Origin of the sequence: Cyclonatronum proteinivorum, from assembly GCF_003353065.1 — a bacterium.
Lineage (GTDB): Bacteria > Bacteroidota > Rhodothermia > Balneolales > Cyclonatronaceae > Cyclonatronum > Cyclonatronum proteinivorum.
The window spans coordinates 2,300,772-2,326,497 of record NZ_CP027806.1 but is presented as its reverse complement, the minus strand read 5'-3'; the positions used below and the strand labels follow the sequence as shown (position 1 = coordinate 2,326,497).

At 50.2% G+C, this 25,726-nt stretch carries 23 protein-coding genes; 8 read left to right on the top strand and 15 right to left on the bottom strand.

The window, feature by feature from the left end; translation table 11 throughout:
• Window positions 1–54 precede the first annotated feature (54 nt).
• Both CYPRO_RS09025 and tnpA read left to right on the top strand, forming a co-directional pair.
• Window positions 55–1,386 carry an MFS transporter gene (locus CYPRO_RS09025; RefSeq protein WP_114984305.1) on the top strand — a complete coding sequence of 444 codons (1,332 nt, stop codon included), beginning with the start codon at window positions 55–57 and terminating at the stop codon, window positions 1,384–1,386.
• Between the two features lie 1,000 nt (window positions 1,387–2,386).
• Complete coding sequence (gene tnpA / locus CYPRO_RS09020; RefSeq protein WP_114984304.1) at window positions 2,387–2,839, top strand: IS200/IS605 family transposase; 453 nt, start codon at window positions 2,387–2,389, stop codon at window positions 2,837–2,839.
• 550 nt (window positions 2,840–3,389) lie between these two features.
• On the opposite strand, the gene CYPRO_RS09015 is transcribed toward tnpA, so the two are convergent.
• The 6 genes from CYPRO_RS09015 to CYPRO_RS08990 form a co-directional block, all read right to left on the bottom strand.
• Window positions 3,390–4,475, bottom strand: a complete 1,086-nt coding sequence (locus CYPRO_RS09015; RefSeq protein WP_114984303.1) for a DUF445 domain-containing protein — start codon at window positions 4,473–4,475, stop codon at window positions 3,390–3,392.
• A complete protein-coding gene (locus CYPRO_RS09010) occupies window positions 4,465–5,868 on the bottom strand; it encodes a toprim domain-containing protein (protein ID WP_114984302.1) in 1,404 nt (467 codons plus the stop codon). Before CYPRO_RS09010 ends, CYPRO_RS09015 begins: the two co-directional genes overlap by 11 nt.
• Window positions 5,869–5,885: 17 nt before the next feature.
• Entirely contained in the window at window positions 5,886–6,335 is a 450-nt protein-coding gene (locus tag CYPRO_RS09005; RefSeq protein WP_114984301.1) for a DUF494 family protein, read from the bottom strand.
• Window positions 6,332–6,730 (bottom strand): rRNA maturation RNase YbeY, encoded by a 399-nt coding sequence (ybeY, locus tag CYPRO_RS09000; RefSeq protein ID WP_270049204.1) that lies wholly within the window; start codon window positions 6,728–6,730, stop codon window positions 6,332–6,334. The genes CYPRO_RS09005 and ybeY overlap by 4 nt, the downstream gene beginning before the upstream one ends.
• Window positions 6,731–6,774: 44 nt before the next feature.
• A complete protein-coding gene (locus tag CYPRO_RS08995; protein WP_114984299.1) occupies window positions 6,775–7,227 on the bottom strand; it encodes a hypothetical protein in 453 nt (150 codons plus the stop codon).
• A gap of 155 nt (window positions 7,228–7,382) precedes the next feature.
• Window positions 7,383–10,394 carry a glycosyltransferase family 117 protein gene (locus CYPRO_RS08990; protein WP_124245578.1) on the bottom strand — a complete coding sequence of 1,004 codons (3,012 nt, stop codon included), beginning with the start codon at window positions 10,392–10,394 and terminating at the stop codon, window positions 7,383–7,385.
• A gap of 110 nt (window positions 10,395–10,504) precedes the next feature.
• Between CYPRO_RS08990 and CYPRO_RS08985 the strand changes: the two genes are divergently transcribed.
• Together CYPRO_RS08985 and CYPRO_RS08980 are read left to right on the top strand one after the other, a co-directional pair.
• Window positions 10,505–12,967 (top strand): M1 family aminopeptidase, encoded by a 2,463-nt coding sequence (locus CYPRO_RS08985; protein ID WP_114984297.1) that lies wholly within the window; start codon window positions 10,505–10,507, stop codon window positions 12,965–12,967.
• Between the two features lie 272 nt (window positions 12,968–13,239).
• Window positions 13,240–14,730, top strand: a complete 1,491-nt coding sequence (locus CYPRO_RS08980) for a sodium-dependent transporter (protein ID WP_114984296.1) — start codon at window positions 13,240–13,242, stop codon at window positions 14,728–14,730.
• A 260-nt stretch (window positions 14,731–14,990) separates the two neighbouring features.
• On the opposite strand, the gene CYPRO_RS08975 is transcribed toward CYPRO_RS08980, so the two are convergent.
• On the bottom strand, window positions 14,991–15,623 hold the full coding sequence (locus CYPRO_RS08975) for a trimeric intracellular cation channel family protein (RefSeq protein ID WP_240644717.1): 633 nt from the start codon (window positions 15,621–15,623) through the stop codon (window positions 14,991–14,993).
• Window positions 15,624–15,682: 59 nt separating this feature from the next.
• Window positions 15,683–16,558 carry a hypothetical protein gene (locus CYPRO_RS08970; protein WP_114984295.1) on the bottom strand — a complete coding sequence of 292 codons (876 nt, stop codon included), beginning with the start codon at window positions 16,556–16,558 and terminating at the stop codon, window positions 15,683–15,685.
• Window positions 16,559–16,658: 100 nt separating this feature from the next.
• Here CYPRO_RS08970 and CYPRO_RS08965 point away from each other — a divergent pair, with 100 nt between their 5' ends.
• Genes CYPRO_RS08965 through CYPRO_RS08955 form a run of 3 tightly spaced genes read left to right on the top strand, consistent with a single transcriptional unit; the run spans window position 16,659 to window position 18,411 of the window.
• Window positions 16,659–17,042: a 6-pyruvoyl trahydropterin synthase family protein gene (locus CYPRO_RS08965; protein ID WP_114984294.1), complete on the top strand. Its 384-nt coding sequence runs from the start codon at window positions 16,659–16,661 to the stop codon at window positions 17,040–17,042.
• Window positions 17,042–17,692 (top strand): 7-carboxy-7-deazaguanine synthase QueE, encoded by a 651-nt coding sequence (locus tag CYPRO_RS08960; RefSeq protein WP_114984293.1) that lies wholly within the window; start codon window positions 17,042–17,044, stop codon window positions 17,690–17,692. Before CYPRO_RS08965 ends, CYPRO_RS08960 begins: the two co-directional genes overlap by 1 nt.
• Window positions 17,693–17,697: 5 nt before the next feature.
• Complete coding sequence (locus CYPRO_RS08955; RefSeq protein WP_164682659.1) at window positions 17,698–18,411, top strand: SDR family NAD(P)-dependent oxidoreductase; 714 nt, start codon at window positions 17,698–17,700, stop codon at window positions 18,409–18,411.
• A gap of 525 nt (window positions 18,412–18,936) precedes the next feature.
• On the opposite strand, the gene CYPRO_RS08950 is transcribed toward CYPRO_RS08955, so the two are convergent.
• Window positions 18,937–19,572, bottom strand: a complete 636-nt coding sequence (locus CYPRO_RS08950; protein WP_114984291.1) for an O-methyltransferase — start codon at window positions 19,570–19,572, stop codon at window positions 18,937–18,939.
• Between the two features lie 62 nt (window positions 19,573–19,634).
• Here CYPRO_RS08950 and CYPRO_RS08945 point away from each other — a divergent pair, with 62 nt between their 5' ends.
• Window positions 19,635–19,820, top strand: a complete 186-nt coding sequence (locus CYPRO_RS08945) for a hypothetical protein (protein ID WP_114984290.1) — start codon at window positions 19,635–19,637, stop codon at window positions 19,818–19,820.
• 106 nt (window positions 19,821–19,926) lie between these two features.
• On the opposite strand, the gene CYPRO_RS08940 is transcribed toward CYPRO_RS08945, so the two are convergent.
• The 6 genes from CYPRO_RS08940 to CYPRO_RS08915 form a co-directional block, all read right to left on the bottom strand.
• Entirely contained in the window at window positions 19,927–20,535 is a 609-nt protein-coding gene (locus CYPRO_RS08940; RefSeq protein WP_114984289.1) for a flavin reductase family protein, read from the bottom strand.
• Between the two features lie 103 nt (window positions 20,536–20,638).
• A complete protein-coding gene (locus CYPRO_RS08935) occupies window positions 20,639–21,799 on the bottom strand; it encodes a homogentisate 1,2-dioxygenase (RefSeq protein ID WP_114984288.1) in 1,161 nt (386 codons plus the stop codon).
• Between the two features lie 94 nt (window positions 21,800–21,893).
• A complete protein-coding gene (gene hppD / locus CYPRO_RS08930; protein ID WP_114984287.1) occupies window positions 21,894–23,042 on the bottom strand; it encodes a 4-hydroxyphenylpyruvate dioxygenase in 1,149 nt (382 codons plus the stop codon).
• A gap of 329 nt (window positions 23,043–23,371) precedes the next feature.
• Window positions 23,372–24,121 carry an HAD-IIB family hydrolase gene (locus CYPRO_RS08925; protein ID WP_164682657.1) on the bottom strand — a complete coding sequence of 250 codons (750 nt, stop codon included), beginning with the start codon at window positions 24,119–24,121 and terminating at the stop codon, window positions 23,372–23,374.
• Window positions 24,122–24,173: 52 nt separating this feature from the next.
• Entirely contained in the window at window positions 24,174–25,064 is an 891-nt protein-coding gene (gene pssA, locus CYPRO_RS08920) for a CDP-diacylglycerol--serine O-phosphatidyltransferase (protein ID WP_240644716.1), read from the bottom strand.
• A gap of 1 nt (window position 25,065) precedes the next feature.
• Window positions 25,066–25,722 carry a phosphatidylserine decarboxylase family protein gene (locus tag CYPRO_RS08915; protein WP_114984285.1) on the bottom strand — a complete coding sequence of 219 codons (657 nt, stop codon included), beginning with the start codon at window positions 25,720–25,722 and terminating at the stop codon, window positions 25,066–25,068.
• Between the last annotated feature and the right edge of the window lie 4 nt (window positions 25,723–25,726).

Here is a 25,726-nt window from a genome sequence, read left to right as displayed (position 1 = left end):
AGCTTTGATAATTTTGCCTGACAGCAATTGTAACCATTTGATTCAACTAAATTTATGAGTATTCATCGAAATGAGCGGGTAGAGCGCGTGTATGAAATCCTCACGGAAGATGATCAGCGTACCTGCGAGGCGATACCTGAAAGCGCTTGTAAGGAAGTACCGGGTAATTTCATGCTCAACGCCCTCAACGGCGCCTCGACCAAGCTGGCGGAGCAAATTGCGAGTCCTTCGCTTGTGCTGCCCTGGCTGCTCGGCGCGATGGGCGCACCGCCGAGCCTGAGCGGTTTTCTGGTGCCCCTGTACAAAGGCGGATCGCTCATTCCGCAGCTTGCGGTATCCGGACAAATCCGTCAGTTCGCCCTGCGGAAATGGTTCTGGGTCGGTGCGGGCACGGTGCAGGGTATCGCCCTGCTACTCATGGCGGCATCAGCCTTGTTGCTTGACGGCCTCTACGGCGGCATAGCCGTGCTAACGCTGCTGCTCATTTTCAGCGTAGGAAGCGGCGTCGGCTCCGTCAGCTTCAAGGATGTGATGGCGAAAACCATCCCCAAAGGCAAGCGCGGCACTCTGCTCTCGATTCGCGCAACGGCAGGCGGCGCACTCTCCCTGGGCGCGGGATTTGTGCTGCACCGTTTTGTTGGAGAAGGGGAAAGCATCGGACTCTACGTGTGGCTGCTGCTCATCGCAGCAGGTTTGTGGCTGACCGCGGCCCTGCTGTTCGCCTTCATGCGCGAAGAAAAAGGCGCGACCGATGGCGCCCGTCACGCCCTGCAGGAAGCCCGCGCCGGCTGGCAGGTTTTGAAAGAGCAGCCCATGTTCGCCCGGCTTGTCATCGCACGCGGACTCCTGCTCAGCGTGATGCTTGTCATCCCGTTTTACGCCCTGCTCGCCCGGGAAGTCACCGGCACAGCCGTGAGCAGTTTGGGGATTTTTGTCATCACGAGCAGCCTCGCGATGGTGCTGAGCAGCTACATCTGGGGCCGCTTCGCCGACCGCTCGAGCCGTCTCGTGATGGCTGCCGGTGGCGTCGTCGGCATCGCAGGCTGCGCGCTCGCCCTCACTTTTCTGATGCTGCCCGAAAGCTGGCAAAATCCGTGGGCATTCTCGCTGGTCTTCTTCATCGGCGGCCTCGCGCAGGCCGGCACCCGCCTGGGCCGCAAAACCTACCTCGTTGATGCCGCGCCCGCCAAAGAGCGGCCGCTTTACGTCGCCGTCAGCAACACCCTGATCGGCCTCATCACCCTCAGCTCGGCTGTCCTCGGCTTCATCGCCGACCTCTTCGGCACCCCCTGGCTCATCGGCTTCTTCGCCCTCATCATGCTGGCCGGCACCCTCACCGCCTACAGCCTCCCCGAAGCCGAAAACATGGTAAAAACCCCAAATTGAGTGGTTTTAGCAAGTAAATCATCAGCCTGAGCCCGGCCTGCCTGGTAATTCAGGCTGTATTGTTTTTGGGGGAAACACCGAGAGCATCACGGTCTGCGGTACTGGTTTCCGGCATCCCAAATCGGTCTCAGGGCGCCTTGCTTTTTGATGCTGGGGCTGCATACCTTCTCCAAACTATCAACCAACAAAAAAGCGCTCACGCGGCGACATACTTCAGATATAGAAACAATGCTTTGTGCTGTTTCTAAACATCAGAGATATGCCGCCCCTTCAGGGCTCAATATTATTGGTCGGTCCTAACTAACCCAGGGTTAGCACCCCGGGCTTTGGTATGTCGCCCTTTCAGGGCTGTCAGGTTATGAAATTCTAGATTTTAACTTACCACGAGTTTTATCTGCTTTTAATACCACTTTTTCTTGATCACGCGCGACTTACTGAATAAAAAAAAGCCCCAACGGGGCGGCATATCATAGCACAGGGTGACAACCCTGTGTAGGCATATCACAACAAAATAAAGCCCTGAAAGGGCGACATATCTCAAATGCCGGAAGATACAACCTCGTCGATTTTTAACATCCGAGTTATGCCGCCCTTTCAGGACTCAATATTATTGGTCGATCCTGACCCGGGGTTGGCACCCCGGGCTTTGGTATGTCGCCCTTTCAGGGGTGTCGGATTTTAAGAATCGGGCTTATTCTATGACAAACATATTTGGTTTGTTTATTGATTTTTTATCATATTCGGGAAGTTTAATTAAAAAAAGCCCCAAAGGGGCGACATACCATAGCACAGGGTGCCAACCCTGTGTCTGCGTGCCACAACAAAATCAAGCCCTGAAGGGCGACATATCTGAGATGCCCGAACATACCACCGTGCTGATTTTCAACATTCGAGATATGCCGCCCCTTTAGGGTTTAACAATTTGTATAAAAAGCTATATTATGTTTCTTTATTTTGGTATTAGTAAATTTATAATCAATTATTCCAAACAACTACCGCTATGGGTCAATCGCTGATTTTATTTTATGCTCACATTGTATTTAGCACAAAGAACAGAGCCCCAATGATTTCCGATGATATTCGGGAAGAGCTTCATTCTTATTTGGGCGGTATTTGCAAGGAAAATGGCTGTATTCCAATAAAAATTGGCGGAACAAATGATCATGTTCATATTCTGTGCCGGATGTCTAAACAGCTATCTTTGTCTAAGCTAATCCAAGCTCTCAAAGCAAACTCATCGAAATGGGTAAAAACTAAAGGGGTTTCAAGTCAATCATTTGCATGGCAAAGTGGATATGGTGCATTTTCTGTCAATCCGCAGCAGGTAGATGTTATATCAAAATATATTTTAAATCAGGAAGAGCATCATAAGAAGAGGTCCTTCAAAGAAGAATACCTGAAAATTCTGAAGAAATACAATGTTGAATATGACCACAGGTATATTTGGGATTAGCACAATATTTTAATCCAAAAAAAAGCCTCAACGGGGTGGCATATCTCAGATGCCGGAACATACCACCGTGCCGAATTGCAACCCCCCGAGATATGCCGCCCCTTCAGGGCTCAATATTTTTGGTCGATCCTGATCCGGGGTTAGCACCCCGGGCTTTGGTATTTCGCCCTTTCAGGGTTGTCAGGTTTTGAAATTCGAGATTTTAACTTACCACGAGTTTTATCTGCTTTTAATACCACTTTTTCTTGATCACGCGCGACTTACTGAATAAAAAAAAGCCCCAACGGGGCGGCATATCATAGCACAGGGTGACAACCCTGTGTAAGCGTGCCACAACAAAAAAAAGCCCTGCAAGGGCGACATATCTGAGATGCCCGAATATACCATCGTGCTGTTGCTCAACATCCGAGTTATGCCGCCCCTTCAGGGCTCAATATTATTGGTCGGTCCTGACCCGGGGTTAGCACCCCGGGCTTTGGTATATCTCCCTTTCAGGGTTGTCAGGTTTTGAAATCCGGATTATTGGCTAATACGACCGGTGCGAAAACAATCACGTCCCGCCCAAAATCCGATCCGCGAGCCAGATCAACAATCCCGCGGTGATTAAAACTGCGAGGCTCAAAACGGGTTGCCAGATTACGAAACCGCCGCCGAAACCGATTACGGCCCCGAGGTATTTGATGTACCGCAGCTGTGTATCCGATGCGCCCCGGATGATGGCTTCGAGCTTGCCTTCATCATAGCTGTTGATGTTGGTCTCTATGATTTTCTGCACTTCGATTTTATCGACGATGCCGTTGATGACCATCAGAAACAGGTTTTGCAGCTGCGCCCGGTCTTTGCGCATGCGGGCGGGGATGGTGTTCAGCAATTCGTCGATCGGCTCTGTGGCGCGCGCCATTTTGGCGGGAAGCTTCTCTGTAGCATCCATCAGAAATTCCCGGAGGGTTTTGCCGCGCATGATCAGGTACATTTTAAGGGCCGTTTGCTCCACTTTTCGGCCCTTCACGCTTTCCATCACAGCCTGTTCCGCTTCATCCACAATCCGCGCTTTCATGGCAGGGTCGGCAAAAGCTTCCTGAATGTAGTGATGCATTAGTTTCGACACATCGTCCCGAAATTCCGGATTATCCATCAGCGATTTCACATCCCAGATGAGCAAATCCGTGTAGCGGTTGAGCAGGCCCGAAGCCACAAATTCCCGCTTAACCAGTTCCGGGTTTATCAGCTCCCGCTCGACCGCCGCCGAAAGCCGCTTCGCAATGCGGTCTTTTTGGGCGGGGATGAGCCCCTGACCCAGCAGCGGTCTTCGTTTTCTCGGATAAAACAGCATGCTGATCGCAATCCAGTTGGTCAGGAAGCCAATCAGCCCGCTCACGCTCAAAATCCGGAGCAACCCTTCAAACTGTAGATTTACAAAATCCGTGCTTAACCGGACACCTTCAAAATCCCAAACAAAAGAAATCAGAAACAGAATGCCCAACAGCCAGGGTACGGTCATCAGCACTCTTAAGCCCGGCGTTGGTGGCACTTTTTCAGGCTGCGGTTTGGGTGGTGCGTATTTTCCGTCACCGGCAAGCTTCCCGGCGAGATGCTTGCGAAATACGGATTCAAAGGTAGGTTTTTCAGATTCCATCCCGGAGAAGTTGGGTACAGCGGTGGTTAAACTGTTCAGGACTCAGAGACTCATCGCTCTTAAGCGCTGTGGCTGTTTCCATGAGATCGAAGGTACGATTGCAGCCGGAAATAAGTTTTTGGATTGCTGCATGCACAGCAAGTTCAGGATGCGTTAAAGGATGTTTTTTTAGGATGATGTGTCCTGACCTAAGCACGCCATCCAAAGCTGATCCCAGACTGCCGGGGGATACCCATCCTGTTTCGAGCAGCGCCTGCATGAAATTTTCCAGCGCAAAAACGGGCTTTAGCGTTTCTGTTGACCGGCCTGATGCTACCGGCTCCGATTCAAAATAATCCCCGGATTCATCCATCCAAACCTTGTCCTGATGAATTTCATCCGGAACCGCCAGGGCTTCGGTCGTTCGGGCGTAAAGTTTCTGATAGAGATGAAGCAAGTCTGATTTGAGAAAAGGGCGCAAACTGTGCGGCGTATGCACCAGCCTTGTTACGTGCAGCGCGTCATGGTTGCTTTTGCTGTCTGCGACGGCTCGCATGGCCTTGGGGATGCAGATTTGTTCCGGGTATTTCCGCTGGAACTGTTCACTAAGCATTTCCCAGTTTTCATTATACCAGGCGCTCGACCGCGTTCTCGGATAGCTGATCAGATTATGGGAAAGCGCTTCATCCTGAAAACAAAACAGCCGGTTAAGCCGCTCCTGCGTTCCGGCAAAGGACTGCCCCGTAACATAAGGCAGGAAAGCGGTAGAAGGCGGTTTCGGAACAGCCGTATAAAGTCCGCTTGTTGAACTTCGAGATACAATAAAAGTCGCGGCAAAATCAGTTTTTACCGGACGAACAGCACGAAAAACCCGCGATTCATCCAGGGTTACGAAGCTGTTGGTTTCGAAGGGGCGGGCAAGTATTGCGACAGCGAGCTGTGTATGCAGGGGGAGCTGTATCGTCGTTATTCTTTTGAAGGCCTGACGAATAAAAAAGTGTCGTCTCAACTGTTCACTTTGATCAGCCGGTTCCGGCACAGCGGTCGCAGTCATTTCTTCCAGGGATTCTTTGGTCAACCCCTTTAATTTACCAAAACGAATCCCACCGCGTTTACCCAGGTATTTTGCCGTTGCACGGGCGATGAAAGCGCCGCTCGGATCATCATCACAGGCAATACAAATTTGTGTGAATGCAGGCGCTTTGTGCCGGAGTTCTTTCCGGACTTCCGGAAGGTCCGGGTTGGCCCGCGCTACGAGTTGTCCGGTTGGCGTGAGTTTGGGCAGCCATGCATAACCGCGTGTGGCGATGGCTTCGAGCTGCGGCAAACCAAGACGATTTATGGTTTCTGCAATAACCGGCGATTCAACAATCAGGAGGGTTCCGGAAATTATTTCCTGCCTGTGTTCAGGCATTCCGTCCGCTCCGGGGGTTAGTTGATGGTTTCGTTACCGCGCAGAAAAACAGAGTTAGGCAGCGTTTTCTCGCCGGTTCCGAAAACGAGGCTTGCTACGATCTCTTTCATTTTCTCGAGATCTACCTTTTCAAGTGAAGCCATCATGCAGTGTTCGATGATGTTTTCCATATCGGAATTGTCAATCACGCCAATGTTGAACAGCTCAATAAGATAGCCCTGCGCTTCGGTTGTTAACATCATGCGCTCAGCGGAGTGCAGAATGCGGATATTACGGCGGGCGTCGATGACACCTGATTCACGGCTCACCTTATCCAGGTTGCTTTTGTGCATGATCCAGGAATAAGCCGCAGCCGTTTCGGATTTGTTGTAGCCTTCAAAGGATTTCATGTCGATATCCTTTAGTTTTTGTCCGGCTCTGATTTGCCGGATCATCTCAATAATAAGATCAATAACGGATGTTCTCATGTATTAAACTGAAGCTTCGATAAATAATAATTTTCTTTTTCCGTCATGCGGTGCTTATCTGACGACGTTTTGTCATCATAATCGCACAGATGAAGCAATCCGTGAATCAGAATTCTTGCAAATTCATGCAGGGGATCGGCACCATGTTCTTCGGCCTGTTTAAAAATTTGAGGGGCGCAGCAGAACAGGGTCCCTTCAACAGGTTCTTCGCCTTCATGGTACGGGAAGGTGATGATATCCGTAACATAGTCGTGCTGAAGATGCTCGTTGTTTATCCGTAGTATTTCGGCTTCATCCACAAAAACAAGCTCAATCAGACGCCAGGCACGCTTTTCTGCACTGAGTACCAATTGCGTAATATCGGCGGCGCGGGAAGATTCTATTGGAAGGTCCAGTCCGGTTTCGTTAAAAAATTCAAACGAATCTATTTTCCCGCCCCTTAATCGTCAAATGAAAACCCTTCAAAATCGAGGGATTCTGTTAAAGATAATGCGATAGTCCCCATCATAATTTCAGGGGGAAGTTTGGTGAAATCACCGGTGAGGAGGCGGTCATCAACGTTGCCGTACATATTTACAGAACCGTTTTTTTCTATGATGAGTCCAGTTGTTTGCCCGCCGGTTTTACCAAAAAAGGTTACCTGTTGCAGGGTTTCGCTTGCCACAAAACCTGTACAATTATGCAGTTGCAGGAAAACATTATGCGCATATACAGATACGAGATTGACCATTTCCCCTTCGTGTTCCACGCCCATATTTATTTCTAAGACGGATTTTAGTTGCTGATTGTCTGAATAAAGGATGAAGCGGTACACTTCACCTATTTTTTTATAACCACAATCCAGTACGCTTGACACATCATCAATATGCTCAGCTGAAAAAGTATGTATCATGTCAATGTTCGGCTTAGAAATGGGTGCCGGGAATAGTTGGCTGTTTACAGCCTGCCCTGCATTTAAATTAGTGTTTGATTTTTTTAATATAATCAGGCTTGGCTACCAAAACCAAAAGCGGTCTGATGGTGTTTTGCACGGTCAGACCGCTTTTCTCAGATAAATATGCGGCTGAAGGCTTCGTTGTTGGCTTCGCGGTCGCGCGGGAAATTGATATCTGTGCCAACAATTTCGTTGATCATATCGGCAATGCCCGCAGCTGTTTCGTCTTCATTGGCGAGGAAGTAGATTTGCTGCATTACGATGAGGCGGGAGAGGTTGCTCGTATACCTGCGATGGTGCTGTTGCAGCGTATTTTCCAAATGCTGCGTGCGTGCAATGAGCCGGTTTCTGCGGTCAGGATTGCCCCGAACAGCCGGATCTCGCAGACGGGCTTCGAGCATGGTGAGTTCGTCTTCAACCGTGTCCATATTATTGACAGCGCGCCGGAGCTCCCGCATGAAATCGGGTAAGAAATCATCCGCGAGGCGGACAGCGTCAACTCCGTTCTGCGCCTGCGCATATCGCAGCGCGTACGTAAGGAGGGACGTAAGGTCCGGTTGGATGGTATGAAACGGCATGATGTCTTCACCCCATGTGAGCCAGTAGTTGGCCTGATCGTACTCTCCTTTCCGGATAAAGGCGTCTGCCTGACGCGTAAATACCGTGCGGTAGTTATCCAGCATTCTGCGGATGTTCTGATCGAAGTAAATGCCTTCCTGATTTACATTGCGCAGCCTGAATTGCTTCAGACGCTCACCGTGAATACGGGTATCGAGGTGTCCGAACTCTTCTTCATGAAACTTTGGAATCACCCGGAAAGCTTTTCCTTCAAGGCGGAGGTAGTTTTCCATACCAAGCATGGCGTCACCCGCAACCGTGATAGCAAAATAAATCGGGCGCTCATTCAGATTTTCCCTGACGATGTCGAGCACGATATCATCCTGAATGCGTGTATAGTGGAAGGTCCTGTCGCCATCGGAGAAGAGTACGATCCCCTGATGGAAAAAGCTGATTTCATCATCAAGCTCTTCAAGGGGGACGTGGAAGGTGAACTCAGGTTTGTGGAGGTCATCCGGCCAAACCGCTACACCCGCTTCAATATGCTCGTCAATGGTGACCTGTCCCGGAAGACGTTCGTCAGAAATGATTCTTGCAAAGCGTTCGCGATCAAAGGGAATGCGGACGGTGCCGGGGCGGTGAAAGTCAGATTCCCGCTCAAAACGGAACTTGTCTTCAATATTCTGAATTTCCCGGTCGGTATAGGAAAGTCTGACCGGCGGCGCGTCGTGATTCCAGCGGTTTTTTACCTGATCGATGTACCAGGAGGTATTGAGCAGACTCAGACACACAATTCGGACATCGGTTCGAATGCCGTACACTTCCTGCAAAAACCAAAGCGGGAAGGTATCGTTATCACCGTTTGTGAACAAAATACTGTGCGGCTCAACAGAATTGAGGAGGTTGAACGCATAGTCCGGCGCTACAAAGCGCTGGCTTCGGTCGCCTACATGATAGTTTTCCGACAGGACCCGCATGGGCACCAGCAAATACATCACTACGATTGCGCCTATAAGGGCGAATTTGTTTCGGACCGCTGTTCGCAGTAAATCCAGCAGCCCGGTCGCCCCCAAACCTATCCATATCGAAAACGCAAAGAAGGAGCCGGCGTAGGAATAATCCCGTTCCCGTGGCTGCATTGGCGTCTGATTAAGAAACACGACGATGGCAATGCCGGTCATCACAAAAAGCGCAAGTACGGAAAGGGCCCGTTTCCAGTCCCTGACAAAATGATAAATCCCGCCAAAGAGTCCCAGCAGGAAAGGCAGATACCAGTAGAAATGATTGGCCGGGTTATCCGCGAAGCGCTCATCTGCGCTGAAGGTGCCCCAGTATGAGGGCGCGTCCTGAATATCAGCCTGCCTGCCGATGAAGTTGAAATTAAAATAGCGGAAGTACATGTGGCCCAGCTGATACCGCAGAAAGAAATCGAGGTCGCTGGAATAGTTGGCGTAAACGGCAAGGTGCTGCGGCTGGGTTGAGTGCCTGCGCGGGAAAAAGACATCACGGCTTCGGTCAACATCCATCTGAAGATTGTTGAAACTGTTGCCCATCAGCAGGGGGGCGGTGCCGTATTGTTCACGCTTAATGAAACTCGTGAACCGCTCGATGTTATCAGGATTGTTTTGGTCAATCGCGGGATTGCTCATGGAGCGGATAAAAATCACCGCGTAACTCGAGTAGCCGATCATAATGGCGGTGTAGGCAACTACTATATAGTTAGCGACCTTCATATTGTTCTGATGCGTGTACCAAATGCCCGCTCCGAGAATGGAAAGCACGCCAAGCATAAACAGTCCGGGTCCGATCAGCCCAACCGTAGCCTGACTGATGCTGTTGGCAAGATTCGGCATCCAGATAATGGTTCCCGGGAAAATCACCAGAAACGCAACAACGGAAAGACCGGCAGCCGCAAGAAATCCGGTAATGGTGAACTCAAATTTCCGGAAATAAATCAGGAGCGCAATGGCAAAAATGGCGAGCAGGTTGAGGAGGTGAATCCCGAATGCAATCCCCACCAGATACGCGATAAGGACAAGCCAGCGCTCGTTCCCTTTTTCATCCGCAACAGAAGCCCACTTAAGCGCGAGCCAGAAAACCAGGGCGGTGAAGGTGAGGGACATGGCATAGGTTTCCGCTTCAACGGAAATGAACCAGAGGCTGTCGGTTGCTGCGAATGTGAGGGCACCGATCAGCGCGCCGCCGTACATCGCTATCTTAGCGGTATCATCCCAGGTATCGGGGTGCCCAAGGGTAAAGGTGCGCACCAGCCGGACCACAATCAGGTACAGTAGCATGATGGTGATACCCGAAGAAATCGCGCTCATCAAATTTATAGAATACGCTACGTACTCGGTCGGCATGAACATCGAAAACATGCGCCCCAACAGCATATACATCGGCGCTCCCGGTGGATGCGGTATCTGCAGGGCGTATGCGGTTGCTATCCGCTCAGCCGGATCCCAGAAGTCGGCCGTTGGCGAAAGCGTGAGCAAATACAGAATGAAGGCGAACAGAAAACTGACGAGTGCAAAAATCCGGTTAAGGGTTTTGTGGTCCGTTTGCATCAAGAAGCGAGATAAATGAGGGATAAGGGAAATGTCAGCGGCGGCTGACACAGATTTTTTCAGGCATTTCAGGCCGAAGCTTGTAAGCTTCCAATAATAGGAATAGCTTAATGGACTTACAAGCCATCATCATTGAGATTAACCTGTATTCACGAATGCTAAATCCACGAAAACAAACAGCTCGTCCCAACGACCGTCACGCCTTTTTAGTTTTGGGGCTATTTTTCATGGGATGGATTTTCGCAGGATGCGGCCTGATTGCTCAAATCAGAGGTGATCAGCCGGACGATTCGCAGGAGGTTGACAGCGTTGAAGCGCCTGGCTGGATCATACCGGAAGGTGAACCGCAGTTTCTGAGACCACGTACCTGGAACCTTCTCCATCAGGCTGTACAGATGGGGTTTGATTTTTCCGGGCGCGCTGTAAACGGCACAACCGAGCTCACACTGGTCAACCTGCGATCTGTTTCGCGGGAGCTAACCCTTGATGCCAAAACGATGTCGTTTAATCAAATCCGTCTTGCGGGTGAAACCCATAATTTGAGTTTCGCGCAGGATTCCGCAACCGTAACCATAGATCTCGGCCGGGATTTTCTGCAGGATGACACCCTTAGGGTTGTGCTGGATTTTACGTCACAACCCCCAAATCGGGGCCTGTATTTTATCGATCCGGACGGCACGGATCCAACAAGGCCCACACAGATTTGGACGCTGGGTCAGCCCGAAGACAACAGCTTTTGGCTGCCTACCATTGATCATCCGGCGGAGCGGGCTACGCAGGAGTTTTGGATAACCGTACCCGATTCTATGCGCACTGTTTCGAATGGTTTCCTGATATCTTCTGTGAGTGAACCGGAAAGCGGGCTGCGCACCGATTACTGGCGCCTGGACCTGCCACACGCCCCATACCTTTTCGCTTTTGCGGCGGGCGTTTTTAAAAGCACGGAAATCTGGCAAAATGACATCCTGTACACCTACTACACAGAGCCGCGCTATGACGATTACAAAAACATGATTTATGACCGGACCGAAGACATTATGGCTTACTTCGAAGAACGTTTTGATTTTCCGTATCCCTGGGGAGCCTACGGTCAGGTTTCCGTCCGGGATTTTATTGCGAGGGGGATGGAGAACACCGGGGCAACCTTTCTCTATCATCTTGCACAGTTTGATGACAGAGGTGCCATTGACCGGGATAACACGGATCTGATCGTGCATGAGCTGGTACATCAGTGGTTCGGGAATCTTGTTACTACCCGCGACTGGGCCAACCTGCCTTTTAATGAAGGTTTTGCCAACTATTTTGAAATCCTGTATAAGCGGGACCGGATGGGCTATGAAACCGGCACGGATCACAGCTTACAGCACCAAAAAGATTATTTTGAAGAAGCGCAGCGGTATCGCAGGCCCATCATCTGGAATGAGTATCAGCAACCCGAGGACATGTACGACCGCCATACCTATGCCAAGGCCGGGCAGGTGCTTGGCATGCTGCACGAGCTGGTTGGTGATGAGATTTGGTGGGCTTCCGTCCGAAATCTTCTCAGAACACATGCATTCAGCGCGGTTGATATGCGTGATGTGCAGCACATCTTTGAAACAGAGCTGGGCGAAAGTCTGGCCTGGTTTTTCGATCAGTGGTTTTATGAGCCGGGACACCCGGAACTTTCAGTCCGCTTCGAAAATGTACGCAATCCCGACACGGAAGCTCACGAAGTGCGGGTCACCATAACACAAAAACAGGATCTTAGCCTTCAGCCTTTATACCGCATGTACGCGGAACTCGACATCATTTCAGGCCTGGGGTTTGAGCGGGTTAGCGTAGTGGTTTCGGATGAGGTCAATACCTTTTACTTCCCGGTTCCCCAACCGGTCACGGACGTTATCTTTGATCCGTACGGGTATCAGCTGGCCGAAATAAATGAAGAAACGGGCGCTTTGCAGCTGCGTATTCGCATGGCACATATGGAACCGGCTGTTCGTTATCGCGCCCTTGAAGCCATTGGAAAACAAGGTCTGGCTGAGCAATTTTCCGAAGATATCAACTATCTGGGCCGCCATGACGCGAGTCACCGAAACCGTGCCAAAGCCCTGGCGTTGCTGCGGGGGCAGGAGGGTATTCATGTACTGCAAACCGGCCTGCAGCACTGGCAGCCGGAACGTCAGCCTGATGTTCAGGTGAGGCTTGCGGCGCTGCAGCTTCTCGGGCCTTTCACAGCACAGGAGCGCGTTCGCCGGACTTTATCGGAAGCCATTCGCGGGGAGAGCTACCTTGTAAGCGCAAAGGCCCTTCGCATGTATGCTGCCGCTGATTACCCCGATGCCTTTAATCAAGCCGCAGGCCTGCACGGCACCTACTCCTGGAACGAGGTCGTTCAGGAGGCCGTCACGGATGCGCTGATTGAACTTGGCACAGAAGAGGCCGCGGCCCTTCTTGAAACGATCTCGCTTATGCCGGGTGACCGATCCTTCAGCAATCGGGCACAGCGCTGGCTCGAAGAACAGCGCGAAGCGGCTGAGGGCTATTCAGATGAAACTACTGAGACCGATGCTGATACCGAAATAAACCGCTGAGCTTTCGACCGCTCCCGCAGGGGATTTCATATTGCAAACTGCTCGTGAAACCTATACTTTGCGCCGAATGCATAAACCCGCGTTATTTATATGATCTGTACTGTGGGATGTAACATCCGACATGTTCAGTGTTTAGCGGTAAAATCCGGGAGATCAGCGTGAGGCGGGTACTGAGGAGGGGCAAGGTCTCTGGTACGCCCTGCGAACAGGATTTTCCGGGTAAATGACGCGGAACAGGCCGGACTGAACAGACATCAAACGAATCTAATCTTATGGCAGAAGCGAAACTTGCACTGCAGCGGTTTACGACAAAGTGGGGGCTCATCATCAGCGTACTCGGCATTGCGGTCGGTACGGGTAATATCTGGCGCTTCCCGAGAATTGCTGCGCAAAACGGCGGTGAAGAGGGCGCAGGCGTTTTTATTTTGGCCTGGGTAATATCGCTGCTGCTTTGGTCAATTCCACTCATCATCGCTGAATATGCGCTGGGGCGCAACGGCAGACGCGGGGTGATTGGCTCTTTCATCAAACTGCTTGGGGCTAAATTTGCCTGGATGGGCGGCTTCATCGGGTTTGTGGCAACAGCCATTATGTTCTACTACAGCGTCGTGACGGGATGGACCATGTACTATCTCGCGCAATCCCTGTTCGTACCGCTGCCAGCCGACATGGAGACGGCAAATGCTGTTTGGGATTCTTTTCAGGGGAGCATGATGCCATCGGTTTTTCATGCCGCGGCCATCATGCTGGCCGGACTTGTGGTGTTCAAAGGCGTGAAGATGATTGAGCGGGTAAATCTGTTTTTGGTGCCGACCCTGCTGGTGATTTTGATTATTGCCGGGATTCGGGCCATCACCCTGCCGGGCAGCGGCGCCGGGCTGACCTACCTGTTCACACCGGACTGGTCTATGCTGGGAAATGGCAGGATTTGGCTTGAAGCGCTCACTCAGAATGCCTGGGATACCGGCGCAGGCTGGGGGCTCATCCTTACATATGGCGCGTACATGCGCAAAAACGACCGGATCATAAAGAGCGCCTTTCAGACCGGAATCGGGAACAACCTGGTTTCCCTGTGGGCTGCGGTCACCATTTTTGCCACGGTTTTCGCCATATTGGGCGCCGGAATGACGCAGGCACAAATCGTAGAAGTAATGCAAACGTCCGGTCCCGCTTCAACGGGGCTGACCTTCATCTGGATGCCGCAGCTCTTCCTGGAGATACCAGGCGGCAGGGCGTTTGCCATTCTCTTTTTCCTTGCGCTAATGTTTGCCGCTTTCAGTAGTCTGATTGCCATGATTGAGCTGGCGACCAAAGTGCTGGTAGATAGCGGCTGGCTTCGCTACAAAGCAACCGGCCTGGTTTGCATTCTGGGCTTTATTTTCGGACTTCCTTCAGCGCTTTCGCTTGATATCTTTGCCAATCAGGATTTTGTATGGGGCGTTGGACTGATGGTCTCCGGATTTTTTATCGCGCTCGGGATTATCAAGTTTGGTGCAGACCGCTTCGCAAGCGAGATATTATGTATGGATGAAGCCGTGAAAAGCGTACACCGGCTCTGGACTTTCCTGATCAAATATGTAGTACCGGCTGAGGCCTGTATTCTTTTGGGATGGTGGCTGTATCAGTCCGTTTTTGTGTTCGCACCGGACAGCTGGTTCAACCCTTTTGATCTTTATTCCTTTGCGACTTTCGTGTTTCAGACCGGCGTACTTCTGATTTTACTGCTCGTCTTCAACAAGCGGATTGTGGCAGCACAGCGGTAATTTTTGTGAGGCCTTATTTGGGGGATTTTAAAGGCAATCCGGCATGTAGCGTTTGAGTTCTGTTTTTCGCACAGCTGTTTCAAGGCTTGGTGCTCGGTTTAATACGGAAACCAAAAAGCAACGCATTCATCTTAGGTTTGGGGTCTCACAATCTGTCACCCAAGCTCCTGATGTTCTGGAAGTTTACCCAAAATAATAAAAACCGGACCTGCCCGTGCCTTTGGTTGCAGGGCTGCAAAAGGTGGTCATGCTTTTTGCGGCTAACTCGGCTCTTCCGGAAGCTGGAATACCGGCAGTCGCAGGCCTTTGAAAATGGCAGCAAGTCGCAGGCTCAGCGCGACTCCGAAGCCGGCAAAGTAGGCGCCGTTTTGCGGTAGACCGGCTTCATTCAGAAGCAAATAGACCATAATGCCCGCTATAGCGGCGGAAGCATAGAAATCACGCCGTAAAATCAGGGGGATTTCGTTGGTGATGATATCCCGGAGCACCCCGCCGGCAACTCCGCTCATGGTTCCAAGAATCACGACGATAATCCACGGGACGCCCGCGCTTTCGGCAATGGTTGCACCGAGAATCGCAAACAGAGCAAGGCCGAAGGCGTCGGCAATCAGGAGCGATTGCAGGGGTGGTTTGTTGTAGCGCGAGTAGATAAGGGTAAAGCCCGCAGCTGCAAAAATAACAAAGAGATAGGTGGGGTCAACAATCCAGAATACGGGACTCCGGCCGAGGAGCAAATCGCGCAGGGTACCCCCGCCGATGGCGGTTACTACAGCAATGATGAGGACCCCGAGTAAATCCAGGCTTTTGCGTCCGGCAGCAAGCGCGCCGGAAATGGCAAAAACCGCTACACCAAGGAGATCAGCGAGGTAAATGTACTGATGAAGGTTTTCCAAGTAACAGAGATATTTTTGGGAGATTTTTGGATGGGAGGGAGGTGCGCGACGGCTTTTGCTCAGAAGGGAACGCGGGTGACGTGCAGCTCGCGTACCCGCCTGAATTCGCCGTCACCCATTTCGTCGAAGAGGCGGACTTCCTGCGGCCAGCCGGTACCTGCTGCGATCTGATAGGTCTGCTCTTCACGCAGAACAAGCGTACCGGACTTTAGTTCGGGCTTTAGGCTTACCTGATTGACGACCGTTAGGAGGCGGCTCTGCTCGTCGTAGCCCGTAATAAAAAGCCGTCCCTGAGACGCGGCGGGCTCTCCCCAGGGATTTTCCTGCCAGGTGTCGTACGTAAATTCGGCGTCAAAGCGGACTTCAACGCCGTGTAACCCAAAGATGAAGCGAATATCGCGCATAAGGAGGGCTTCAAACAGGGCAGGATCGCGGAGATACAAGTCGAGTTGTTCGCGAATATCCGAGCGACCGTCCCAGTGACGGGCACCATCGAGCTCCGCAACGGCTAGCTGAAAATGGGCGAAAAGTTCGTCTATGTTGGTGCTTTGGCGAATGCCGCCGAAGCCATCGGTTTCAATTACAAGGCCATCGGCAATGAGGCTGTGCATGTGCCGGTCAAGCACGGGATCGTCGAATAGTGACGCATTGGTTTCCCGCAGCTGCCATATCAGCACATAGCGCTGACCCGGGGTGTGCGCGGCGACATCAATATGCACAAGAGAGCTGTTTTCACGTGTTTCAATCAGCTGCTCCTGATGATAGATTCGCACGGTCTCGTTGAGTTCGTAGCGAATCATTTCACCGGAGCGCCAAAGTCCGCGGAGAATGACGGCTTCCGGTTCGTCTCCTGCCTTAAAGGGATCGGCTGCAACAGCCTGCGGAAAGAACAGAAGTATTAGGAGGAGGCGGGTAAAAAGGGGAGATAAATTCAATCCGGGGCGAATTTTCGGATGAGGATAGCAATTCACAAAAAGAACGCAAAATATGCTTATTTTACCTAATTAAGCTAAAACAGAACCTGTAAACGTAATTATGCCCCGCTGGAAATTAAACACAGAATTTACAATCGACTCTGCCCATTTTATTCAGGGATACGACGGTAAATGCGGCCGCATGCACGGCCATACGTACAAAGTGCGCATGACTGCTATATCGACCAAATTAAATCCATCTGCATACCTAAAGACACCTGACATGGTGTGTGATTTCAAGGAGCTGAAATGGGCTGCTGCCGATTTCGAAAAAGGCGGGCTGGATCACGCGGTACTGAATGAGGTTATACCGGTTGTTACTACTGCCGAGCGCATTGCCGAGTACCTGCACACGGAAACCATGAAACGGCTGCCTGATGGCATAGAGCTCATTGTTACCGTCTGGGAAACTGAAAACAATTGGGTGGAGTACACGGCTGACTGATGTTTCTTTCCGGTGAACAAATGATTTCAGGTACGGATGTGAAGGACTTTGATTCGGTTGAATATCCGATTATGGAGCACTTTTATACCATTCAGGGGGAAGGTGCACATTCCGGTCGGGCAGCTTATTTTATCCGGACAGCGGGCTGTGATGTGAAGTGCTGGTGGTGTGATGTGAAAGACAGCTGGGACGCAAGCAAACATCCGCGGCTGAAAACCGGTATGGTGGCCGATCTTGCGAAAGCAAGCGGTGCTGCTTTCGTAGTAGTTACCGGCGGCGAACCACTGCTTCACGATCTTTTGCCGCTTACGAGTAGCCTTAAAGCCCGCGGCCTTGAAGTGCATATTGAAACGAGCGGTTCATCTCCGCTGAGCGGCCAACTCGACTGGATTACCCTTTCGCCCAAGCGTTTTAAGAAACCGGTGGATGAAATCTATCCGTATGTGGACGAGCTAAAGGTCGTTGTGCTGACTAAAAAAGATTTGACCTGGGCTGAAGAACATGCTGCAAAATGTCCGGTGGGAACCCGCTTACTCCTTCAGCCCGAATGGGATACGCCCAAGTCCATGCCGCTGATTGTAGATTATGTGAAAGCGAATCCGCAGTGGGGCATAAGTTTGCAGACCCACAAATTCCTAAACGTACCCTAACTGAAATGGCTGTAGCTGCCGTCGCGGGCATACTCATCACAGGTGCAAGTCAGGGAATTGGCCGAAGCATTGCTGTCGAACTGGCCCGAAGCCTTCCGAATCCGCTGATTCTGACCGCGAGAAACCAAGACGGCCTTGAAGAGACCGCACGATTGTGCGAATCTGCAGGGGGGATGAAACCTGAAATCATCTGTTGTGATCTTACGGATAGTGCTGAGCTTAAAGAGTTGGTCAATCGGGTATCAGAAAGGAACTGTGGTGTGCTGGTAAACAATGCCGGGTATTTTTTACCCGTAGCTGTCCTTGAAAACACCATTGAAGAATTTAGGGAACAATTTGAAGTTAACGCGCTGAGCGCCATACGTTTAACGCAGGCTCTGTTACCACATCTCTCAAATCAGGCTGAAGCGCGGGCTGTGTTTATTTGCTCGGTTACAGCCCAAAAAGGACAGGCCCGCTGCGGGGCATACAGCGTTTCAAAGCATGCGCTGAATGGTTACATCCAAAGTCTGCGTGAGGCTACACAGGACACATCGGTTGCCGTTACTTCTGTAATTTTAGGACAGACACATTCCCCGAGCTGGGACGGACTCGGCGTGGATCCGGAACGGTTGGCTGACGCTGAAGATGTAGGACGGATCATCGCAACGCTCTGCACTTTATCGGAGAGAAGCTGCGTCGAAGAGATCGTAATCAGGCCACAGCAAGGCGACCTTTAAGAATACGGGAAAAGCTTTGCTGATCATGCGGTTTTGCTTTTTGGCGTGCCTTCTATAAGTAACGAACAAGCTCAAATCGGGATAATAAAGGATAGTGGGCTTCGAAACATCAACAACGGATGTTCTGTATATGCCATGTTGGCGATTAGAGAACTTCGAAACTGTGGGATAATCTGGATTTACAACCAGAGAACATGACATCAAAGGGGAATAGCTGATGAGATTCGACCATAGAAGGACACAACACAAACTTCCCGAATGAAATCGGTGGCAGCGTAGGGATTCAAAAAGCGTACATCATTTTTGAATTAAACTGCATGAAAGATGCAGCTCTGAGTTTTTTTGGAGTTTAGAATGGGAAGGGGAAGAGGCCGTGGCGGCAGGTATAGTGGCACAATTATGGAGTGGTTTGCGGTAGTCAGAAACTTCACTTAACATAATATATATTATAAAACATCTTCTTGAGCCCAAAAAAGGCGTACTCCTACATTGTATATCTAAGAACTCTTATCCCGTGCTTTTGCGCTATCGCTTTCTTGCAATGGACAGTCCGTCTCTGATACCGAGCATTACGACTTCCATTTCGTTGTCCTGCTGCAGCATTTTGTTGAATGTGTTGATGGCCTGACTTTTCCGGTCTTTGTTTTCAAGCACGCCCCCATACCAAAAAACATTATCCGCTACGAGCAAGCCACCGGACTTTAGCTTAGGCTTCAGCACCCGCAGGTATTCCGGGTACCATTGCTTGTCGGCGTCCAAAAAGATTAAGTCGTAAGTTTCGCTCAGTTGCAGCACCGTTTCTCTTGCACTTCCCATAATGACTGTAATTTTATCTTGCAGTCCGGCCATTTTGAATCCGCGTTTAGCAATGCCCGCATACAGTGTATTCATTTCCAGCGTAGTGATGTGACCGTTATCCGGCATAACTTCCGCCATTGCGGTTGTTGCGTAGCCGGTAAACATGCCTACTTCCAGAATCCTGGTGTATCCCCCGGTCTGAATCAGTAGCCGTAAGAGTCCGGCTACCTGCTTGCCTGAAAGCATATCGGCATACTGCAGCTCGCTATGCGTTGCCTGTATAATATATTTACGGGCTTCACTTTCTTCGCTGCTGTGCGTATCTGCGTAGGTTTGAAGCGCACTAAATACTTTAATATCCATATTTTTTTTAGCAAGGGTGACAGTACGTAGTCACTCAAGGTGTTTACTTTGAAAATAGTCCAATGAAAACCTGGAAAATTGACAGTCCCCTTAATCAGGGTGAACTGAAAGACCTGCCTTTGATCGGGGCAGGTCTTTTTTTTGGTTTCAGTTTCAATGCTGATTTGCCGGGAGCTGATTCAATCATAAGTTTACATTCGCTCTTTAAGGATACTTCGACCCGCAAAAAGCAAGGGACTCGTCTTTGACTTGTGGGTTCTGAAAAACCACGAAAGACCGTGATGTTCACGGCGTTTTCCCCCAAAAAAATCCGCGCTGAACTTTGTGAACCTTGGTTTGAGCAAGGGGATTGTGTCAGGGCCGCGGCAATTCTTTAATATTTCCGATCATGCCGTATTTAAGCCCCCCGAGGCGGCTGATCGGGTTGAGCTGCTGCTCGTCGATTTTGTAACCTGCAATGAGATCATCATCAGCGTAGTAGTGCAGAACTTTTCCAAAGATCGCGTCACTCCCGCCGCTTCCTTTCTCCCCTATCGCCATCATTTCGTAGAGTTCACATTCCATCCTGATTTTGCATTCGGCTACACCGGGTGGTACGACTGCTTTTGAAGCTACTGCCGTAAGTCCCGAAATCTCAAATTCATCTGCGTCTTCTTCATATATGCCGGAAGTTCGGTTGAGCTGTTCGGTGATTGACTCAGAAGCGATATTAACAACGAATTGCCGGGTTTCCATGATGTTTTTGACCGTGTCTTTGCGTTCCGTGCCGGTTTTGAATCGGAGCGGAAAAAAGACCACAATCATGGGGTTAACCGCAGCAACCGTGAAATAAGAAAATGGCGACAGGTTCCGCACTCCCCTGCTGCTGACCGTTGAAACGAATGCGATCGGGCGCGGAATGACGGAGCCAATGAGTAATTTGTAGCGCTCCTGCTGTGAGATTTCCTGCGGGTTTATTTCCATGGGGGTTATTTTTTTGGGTGATTAAAATCGGGTAAATATAAAAAGGCTTCGCAGCATAAGCATAGCTAAGCTGCGAAGCCTTTGATGTATTGAATGAGACCGATCAGGCGTGATCAATCCAGGAATAGGGATAATGACCGTCATCCATTTCTTTGGCTGCCATCGTGAGGTGCAGCGGACGGAAGGTATCGATCATAACAGCATACTCGTCGGTGCCTTCTTTTCCGATACTTTTCTCGACCGTGCCCGGATGCGGACCGTGCGGAATGCCGCCCGGGTGATGCGTCAGGGATGCAAACTCAACGCCTTTACGGCTCATGAAGTCGCCTTCGACGTAGTAGAGCACTTCATCTGAGTCCACATTTGAGTGATTGTACGGGGCCGGAATGGCAAGCGGATGATAGTCGTATTTGCGCGGACAGAAGGAGCAAATTACGTAGTTGTGCGCTTCAAAGGTCTGATGCACCGGTGGCGGCTGATGTACGCGTCCGGTAATCGGTTCAAAGTCTTTCATGTTGAAGATGTACGGATACAGGTAGCCGTCCCAACCTACTACATCAAGAGGATTGAATTCAAAGAAGTAGTGATGAAAGCGGCCCTGCTTACGAATTCGCAGTTCGAATTCGCCGGATTCATCAATGAATAAAGGCTCTTCTGGCACGCGGATGTCGCGCTCACAAAACGGGCTGTTTTCCATGAACTGACCCATTTTGGAAACATAGCGCTTCGGGAAACCGATGGGGCCGGTTGAGTCGCAGATAAGCATGCGGTTGTCGTCGGTTGTGAAATGCAGCTTGTACGTGGTTCCGCGGGGAATCACGATGTAATCAAAGGGCCTGAGCGGGAGCCGGCCGAATTGGGACTGCATGTAGCCTTCGCCTTTGTGGATGAAAATCAGCTCATCATGCTCGCCGTTGCGATAATAGTAGTTCATTTCGTCTTTCGGCAGACAGAGCGAGATTTTAACATCATCGTTGAAAAGCACGCAGATTTGTCCGCTTATTGGGTCACCCCAGGGCTTAAGATCTTTGGTGAGAAGATGATGATGGCGGAGAAGTCCTTCTTTCCAGGGTTCTATCTTAATTTCAGCGCCCTGTTCAACGCGTTTTACGGTTGTGGGCGGGTGATGATGGTACAGCAAAGACGAACTTCCGCTAAATCCTTCAGCACCGAAAAGCTCTTCCGTATAGAGCTGTCCGTCGGGTCTGCGGAACTGTGTATGCCGTTTTTGGGGGAATTTACCAAGCTTGTGGTAATACATAATTTTCTAAAAATAAGGGTGTATCGGGAATGAAAAGGGACTGCCGTTTCTGACAGCCCCTTTTGAAATTTGATTGGTCTAATGCCGATTTGGCTTATCAGAGGTTACCGCGCACGGCCTGCTCTCGCTCAATCGACTCAAACAGGGCCTTGAAATTACCAACGCCGAAACCGCGTGCGCCTTTGCGCTGTATGATTTCGTAGAACAGGGTCGGACGGTCAGAGACCGGCTTGGTGAAAATCTGAAGAAGATAGCCTTCTTCATCGCGGTCAACGAGAATTCCAAGTCGTTCGAGATCGTCGATGTTTTCATCGATTTTGCCCACGCGCTCTTCGAGCGTTTTATAGTAGGTCGTAGGGATATGCAGAAACTGTACGCCATTGGCCTGAAGCTTACTCACTGTATCAACGATATCAGATGTTAACAATGCGACATGCTGTACCCCGGCACCGCCGTAAAAATCGAGATATTCTTCGATTTGTGATTTTTTCTTGCCTTCTGCGGGCTCATTAATCGGGAACTTGATCCGACCACGTCCGCCAGCCATCACTTTAGACATGAGGGCGGAATATTCTGTAGCAATATCATTATCATCGAAGTGCAGGTACTGTGTAAACCCAAGCACATCTTCATAGAACTTCACCCAATGATTCATTTTTCCGAGCTCTACGTTTCCTACACAGTGATCCACAAATTCGATTCCGACGGGTTCGCCCTTCACGGGGTAATCCATCTCCTTGAATCCGGGGAAGAAAATGCCGTTGTAGTTGCTGCGGTTGATAAAGGTGTGAATGGTGTCGCCATAGGTTTTAATGCCGGCCATGATGATGGTGCCGTGCTCGTCCGTGAATTCAGTCGGCTCGAGCGCACTTTCAGCGCCACGCTTCATGCTTTCGTGGTAAGCTTTGTGCACGTCTTTGACCTGCATGGCAATATCCTTCACACCATCGCCGTGCACCCGTATATGCTCTGCAATTTCGGAATCACCAGTGAGCGGTGAGGTAAGTACAAGGCGGATGTTGCCCTGCTCGAGAAGGTAGGACGCCTTGTCCCGTACGCCGGTTTCAAGACCGCGGTAGGCGACTACATTGTAGCCAAAGCTCTTGATGTAATAGTGGGCGGCTTGTTTGGCATTGTTTACATAGAGTTCAACAAAATCAATGTCAATCAGACCCAGGTGGTCTTCGTATTCAGCTTCGACGCGCTGATCATCTAATACGGGTTCTGTTCCGGTGTTTGTACTCATAATTTGTTTGAATTTGAATGATTAGGCGCTTTCCCGAAAGATTCACCAGGATTATTCCGAGGCCGCACAAAATATGAAGGTGTATTTAGCGGTACGAAAGTACCCTGAGTATGCCATCAAGATGTTGTATGCGGACAGAAAAAATGCAGCTTTCAGGTTAAAACTGACTTCCGAAGAAGGATTTTTTAGGCTGCCGGCAAAACATCCGCTTCATACCGGATATTTTGCGAAGTGGTGAATAATACGGGACAAAAAAGCGCTTCCAGTTTACATGGCCGAAATATAAGAAATGTAGAGACGGCAATTAAAATCTGCAGGCTAATCTGTTGTTAAGATTTGTTCCGCTCGATAATGTGATGATAGGCTTCAATCACCCCTTCAGTTGCTTTTCCTTTTGTCGTATGCACACCTGCCATTTTTTTGAGTGTACCAATCCCGTTTGCAGGTGTAAAGCCCGTGCCGGCAATTTCAAGTGCGGGAATATCGCCGCTACTGTCCCCGATATAAGCGATATCACTGAGCGGCACATCGCACAGCTGTGAGAGCCATCGCAGTCCGCTGCCCTTATTGGCACCTTTCATAATGATATTGATCGAAATTTCAGTGCGATGTACTTCAAAATCCGGGTAATCAGCGGCGATTCGGGCACAAACTTTTTCATACATCTTTATGATGGCAGACTCGTGCGGATGAATGATCCCAACATCGGTTCGTTTGGTGAATTCGCTGACAGCGCCTTCATGTGTTGCAATGATGTCTGCAGCTACCCATTCGCGTATTTCCTGAATGATCTGTTCGCGTTCGGGAGTTAGGGATTCCGGCCAGTGCAGGGAAACATCCCGCGGATCAAACATGCCGCCGCCGCTTTCAAAAATGAGGGGCTTGTACATGCCGAGCCACTGCCCTACAGCTTCAACATAGGGCTGAGGCCTGCCGCTGCAAATACTCAGTGCAGGGATTTCAGGTCGTAAACGGCTTAGGTCATTCAGCTCGCGAAGCCGGGTTAGTGCCTGCCAGTCCGGAGTTTGAAAGGGCATGGTAATACAGCCGTCAATATCAAGCACAAATAGAGAGGTCATGAAAGAAAAAGGTGCGGGTATGGAAGTTGTGTTTTGTCTAAAGCGGCTGTTTTCAGCCGGCTGATTGCTGCGGATCTGATTCCGTTTCGGATTCATCCCCCATAACATCATCCCAAAACTGAATCCCGAACATGATCAGCCCGCGCAAAATAAAAATGGTGAAAACAATCATCAGACCGTATTCCTGCAGTATGATGATGGTCAGGGCATAAACGATAAAAAGGAATACAAGCGGCCGGTTCTGACGCATGTACTCTTTATTGAAGCGGGGCACTTTATCAAAGGGCACGGTGCTCACCATCAGTAATGAAAGGATGATGATAGTGGGGATGATGACTGAATTGGCACCGTGCTTAAAAATCTCGAAAAACTCGAGGTTGTTTTGAAAAGTGAGGAAAAAGGCAACGAGCATCATGGCCTGTGCCGGGATGGGGAGTCCTTTAAAGAAGGAGGAAGGCTCGGCTTTGGCGTCGATATTAAAGCGGGCGAGTCGTATAGCACCGCAAAGGGCCGGAAGCGCGGCAACAAGTGGCAACGCAATATTTGCGGGTCCGGGTGTTGGTGCCGAAAAAAGCCATGCATAGACCAGAATTCCCGGTGCTGCGCCAAAAGAGACGATATCGCTGAGGGAATCAAGCTCAATGCCAAAAACGCTGTCTCCGTTGGTGAGACGGGCCATGAATCCGTCAAGTACGTCAAAAAAAGCGGCAAGCACGATAAGCCAGGCCGCTGTGGCAAGTTTTCCTTCAAACACCATCAGAATGGCGAGAAAACCGGAAAACAGGTTCATGAGCGTAAAGAAACTGGGCACAACTGATCTCGGAATGGGCTTCTTAATGCGTTCCTGAAAGCGCACATTGGCTTTCTGTCGGAACTCTTTGCCCCTGCCTTTGATCTTACGCCTTTTTCGCGGTACCGATGTTTTTACGCCTCGTTGTATCACATCAGCTTGATTTAAAAATGCCCATAAGCGATTCACCGGCGACGGTTCGGTCGCCGGGTTTGACCAAAAGTTTCATGGAGTCAGGAACGAGAATATCCATTCGTGATCCGAATTTCATCATGCCAAATTTGTCTCCTGCACTTACTTCGTCTCCTTCCTTCAGATCAAAAACAATTCTTCTTGCGATATACCCGGTAATCTGCCGAAAGAAAACTTTTCCGCCCGAAGGATGAACCATGCCAAATTCAGATCGCTCGTTCAGCTCGGAAGCTTTTTCATGCCATGCAACGAGATATTCGCCGGGATAATAGTCTGCCTGAACAATTTTTCCGCTTGCAGGTACCCTGTTCACGTGAACATCAAGCGGGGACAAAAAAATACTGATCTGCGTACAGGGTTCATCAAAAAAGTCATGCTTCAGGCCATTAATCAGTAAAATAACTTTGCCGTCAGCCGGCGCTATCAGCTTGTCTTCAAAACCATCCGGCGGATTTCTTTCCGGGTCCCTGAAGAAGTAAAGGGTGAATGCTGTAGTTAGCACAGCCAGGATATAAAGCACCCATGCAACAACGCCACCAGCAAACGCGCCTATGACAGACAGGAGAATGGAGATGACAATTGCCGTACCGATAATTGAGTAGCCTTCTTTTGCAAACATAAGC

Excerpts from the sequence above, each read along its gene's own strand:
- CYPRO_RS08990 (WP_124245578.1), bottom strand. The coding sequence starts at position 10,394 with ATGCAAACGGACCACAAAACCCTTAACCGGATTTTTGCACTCGTCAGT.
- CYPRO_RS08995 (WP_114984299.1), bottom strand. The coding sequence starts at position 7,227 with ATGATACATACTTTTTCAGCTGAGCATATTGATGATGTGTCAAGCGTA.
- CYPRO_RS08965 (WP_114984294.1), top strand. The coding sequence starts at position 16,659 with ATGCCCCGCTGGAAATTAAACACAGAATTTACAATCGACTCTGCCCAT.
- CYPRO_RS08980 (WP_114984296.1), top strand. The coding sequence starts at position 13,240 with ATGGCAGAAGCGAAACTTGCACTGCAGCGGTTTACGACAAAGTGGGGG.
- CYPRO_RS08955 (WP_164682659.1), top strand. The coding sequence starts at position 17,698 with ATGGCTGTAGCTGCCGTCGCGGGCATACTCATCACAGGTGCAAGTCAG.
- CYPRO_RS08915 (WP_114984285.1), bottom strand. The coding sequence starts at position 25,722 with ATGTTTGCAAAAGAAGGCTACTCAATTATCGGTACGGCAATTGTCATC.
- hppD (WP_114984287.1), bottom strand. The coding sequence starts at position 23,042 with ATGAGTACAAACACCGGAACAGAACCCGTATTAGATGATCAGCGCGTC.
- CYPRO_RS09015 (WP_114984303.1), bottom strand. The coding sequence starts at position 4,475 with ATGGAATCTGAAAAACCTACCTTTGAATCCGTATTTCGCAAGCATCTC.
- CYPRO_RS08950 (WP_114984291.1), bottom strand. The coding sequence starts at position 19,572 with ATGGATATTAAAGTATTTAGTGCGCTTCAAACCTACGCAGATACGCAC.
- tnpA (WP_114984304.1), top strand. The coding sequence starts at position 2,387 with ATGGGTCAATCGCTGATTTTATTTTATGCTCACATTGTATTTAGCACA.
- CYPRO_RS08940 (WP_114984289.1), bottom strand. The coding sequence starts at position 20,535 with ATGGAAATAAACCCGCAGGAAATCTCACAGCAGGAGCGCTACAAATTA.
- CYPRO_RS08960 (WP_114984293.1), top strand. The coding sequence starts at position 17,042 with ATGTTTCTTTCCGGTGAACAAATGATTTCAGGTACGGATGTGAAGGAC.
- CYPRO_RS08985 (WP_114984297.1), top strand. The coding sequence starts at position 10,505 with ATGGACTTACAAGCCATCATCATTGAGATTAACCTGTATTCACGAATG.
- CYPRO_RS09010 (WP_114984302.1), bottom strand. The coding sequence starts at position 5,868 with ATGCCTGAACACAGGCAGGAAATAATTTCCGGAACCCTCCTGATTGTT.
- CYPRO_RS08945 (WP_114984290.1), top strand. The coding sequence starts at position 19,635 with ATGAAAACCTGGAAAATTGACAGTCCCCTTAATCAGGGTGAACTGAAA.
- CYPRO_RS09005 (WP_114984301.1), bottom strand. The coding sequence starts at position 6,335 with ATGAGAACATCCGTTATTGATCTTATTATTGAGATGATCCGGCAAATC.
- CYPRO_RS09025 (WP_114984305.1), top strand. The coding sequence starts at position 55 with ATGAGTATTCATCGAAATGAGCGGGTAGAGCGCGTGTATGAAATCCTC.
- CYPRO_RS08925 (WP_164682657.1), bottom strand. The coding sequence starts at position 24,121 with ATGACCTCTCTATTTGTGCTTGATATTGACGGCTGTATTACCATGCCC.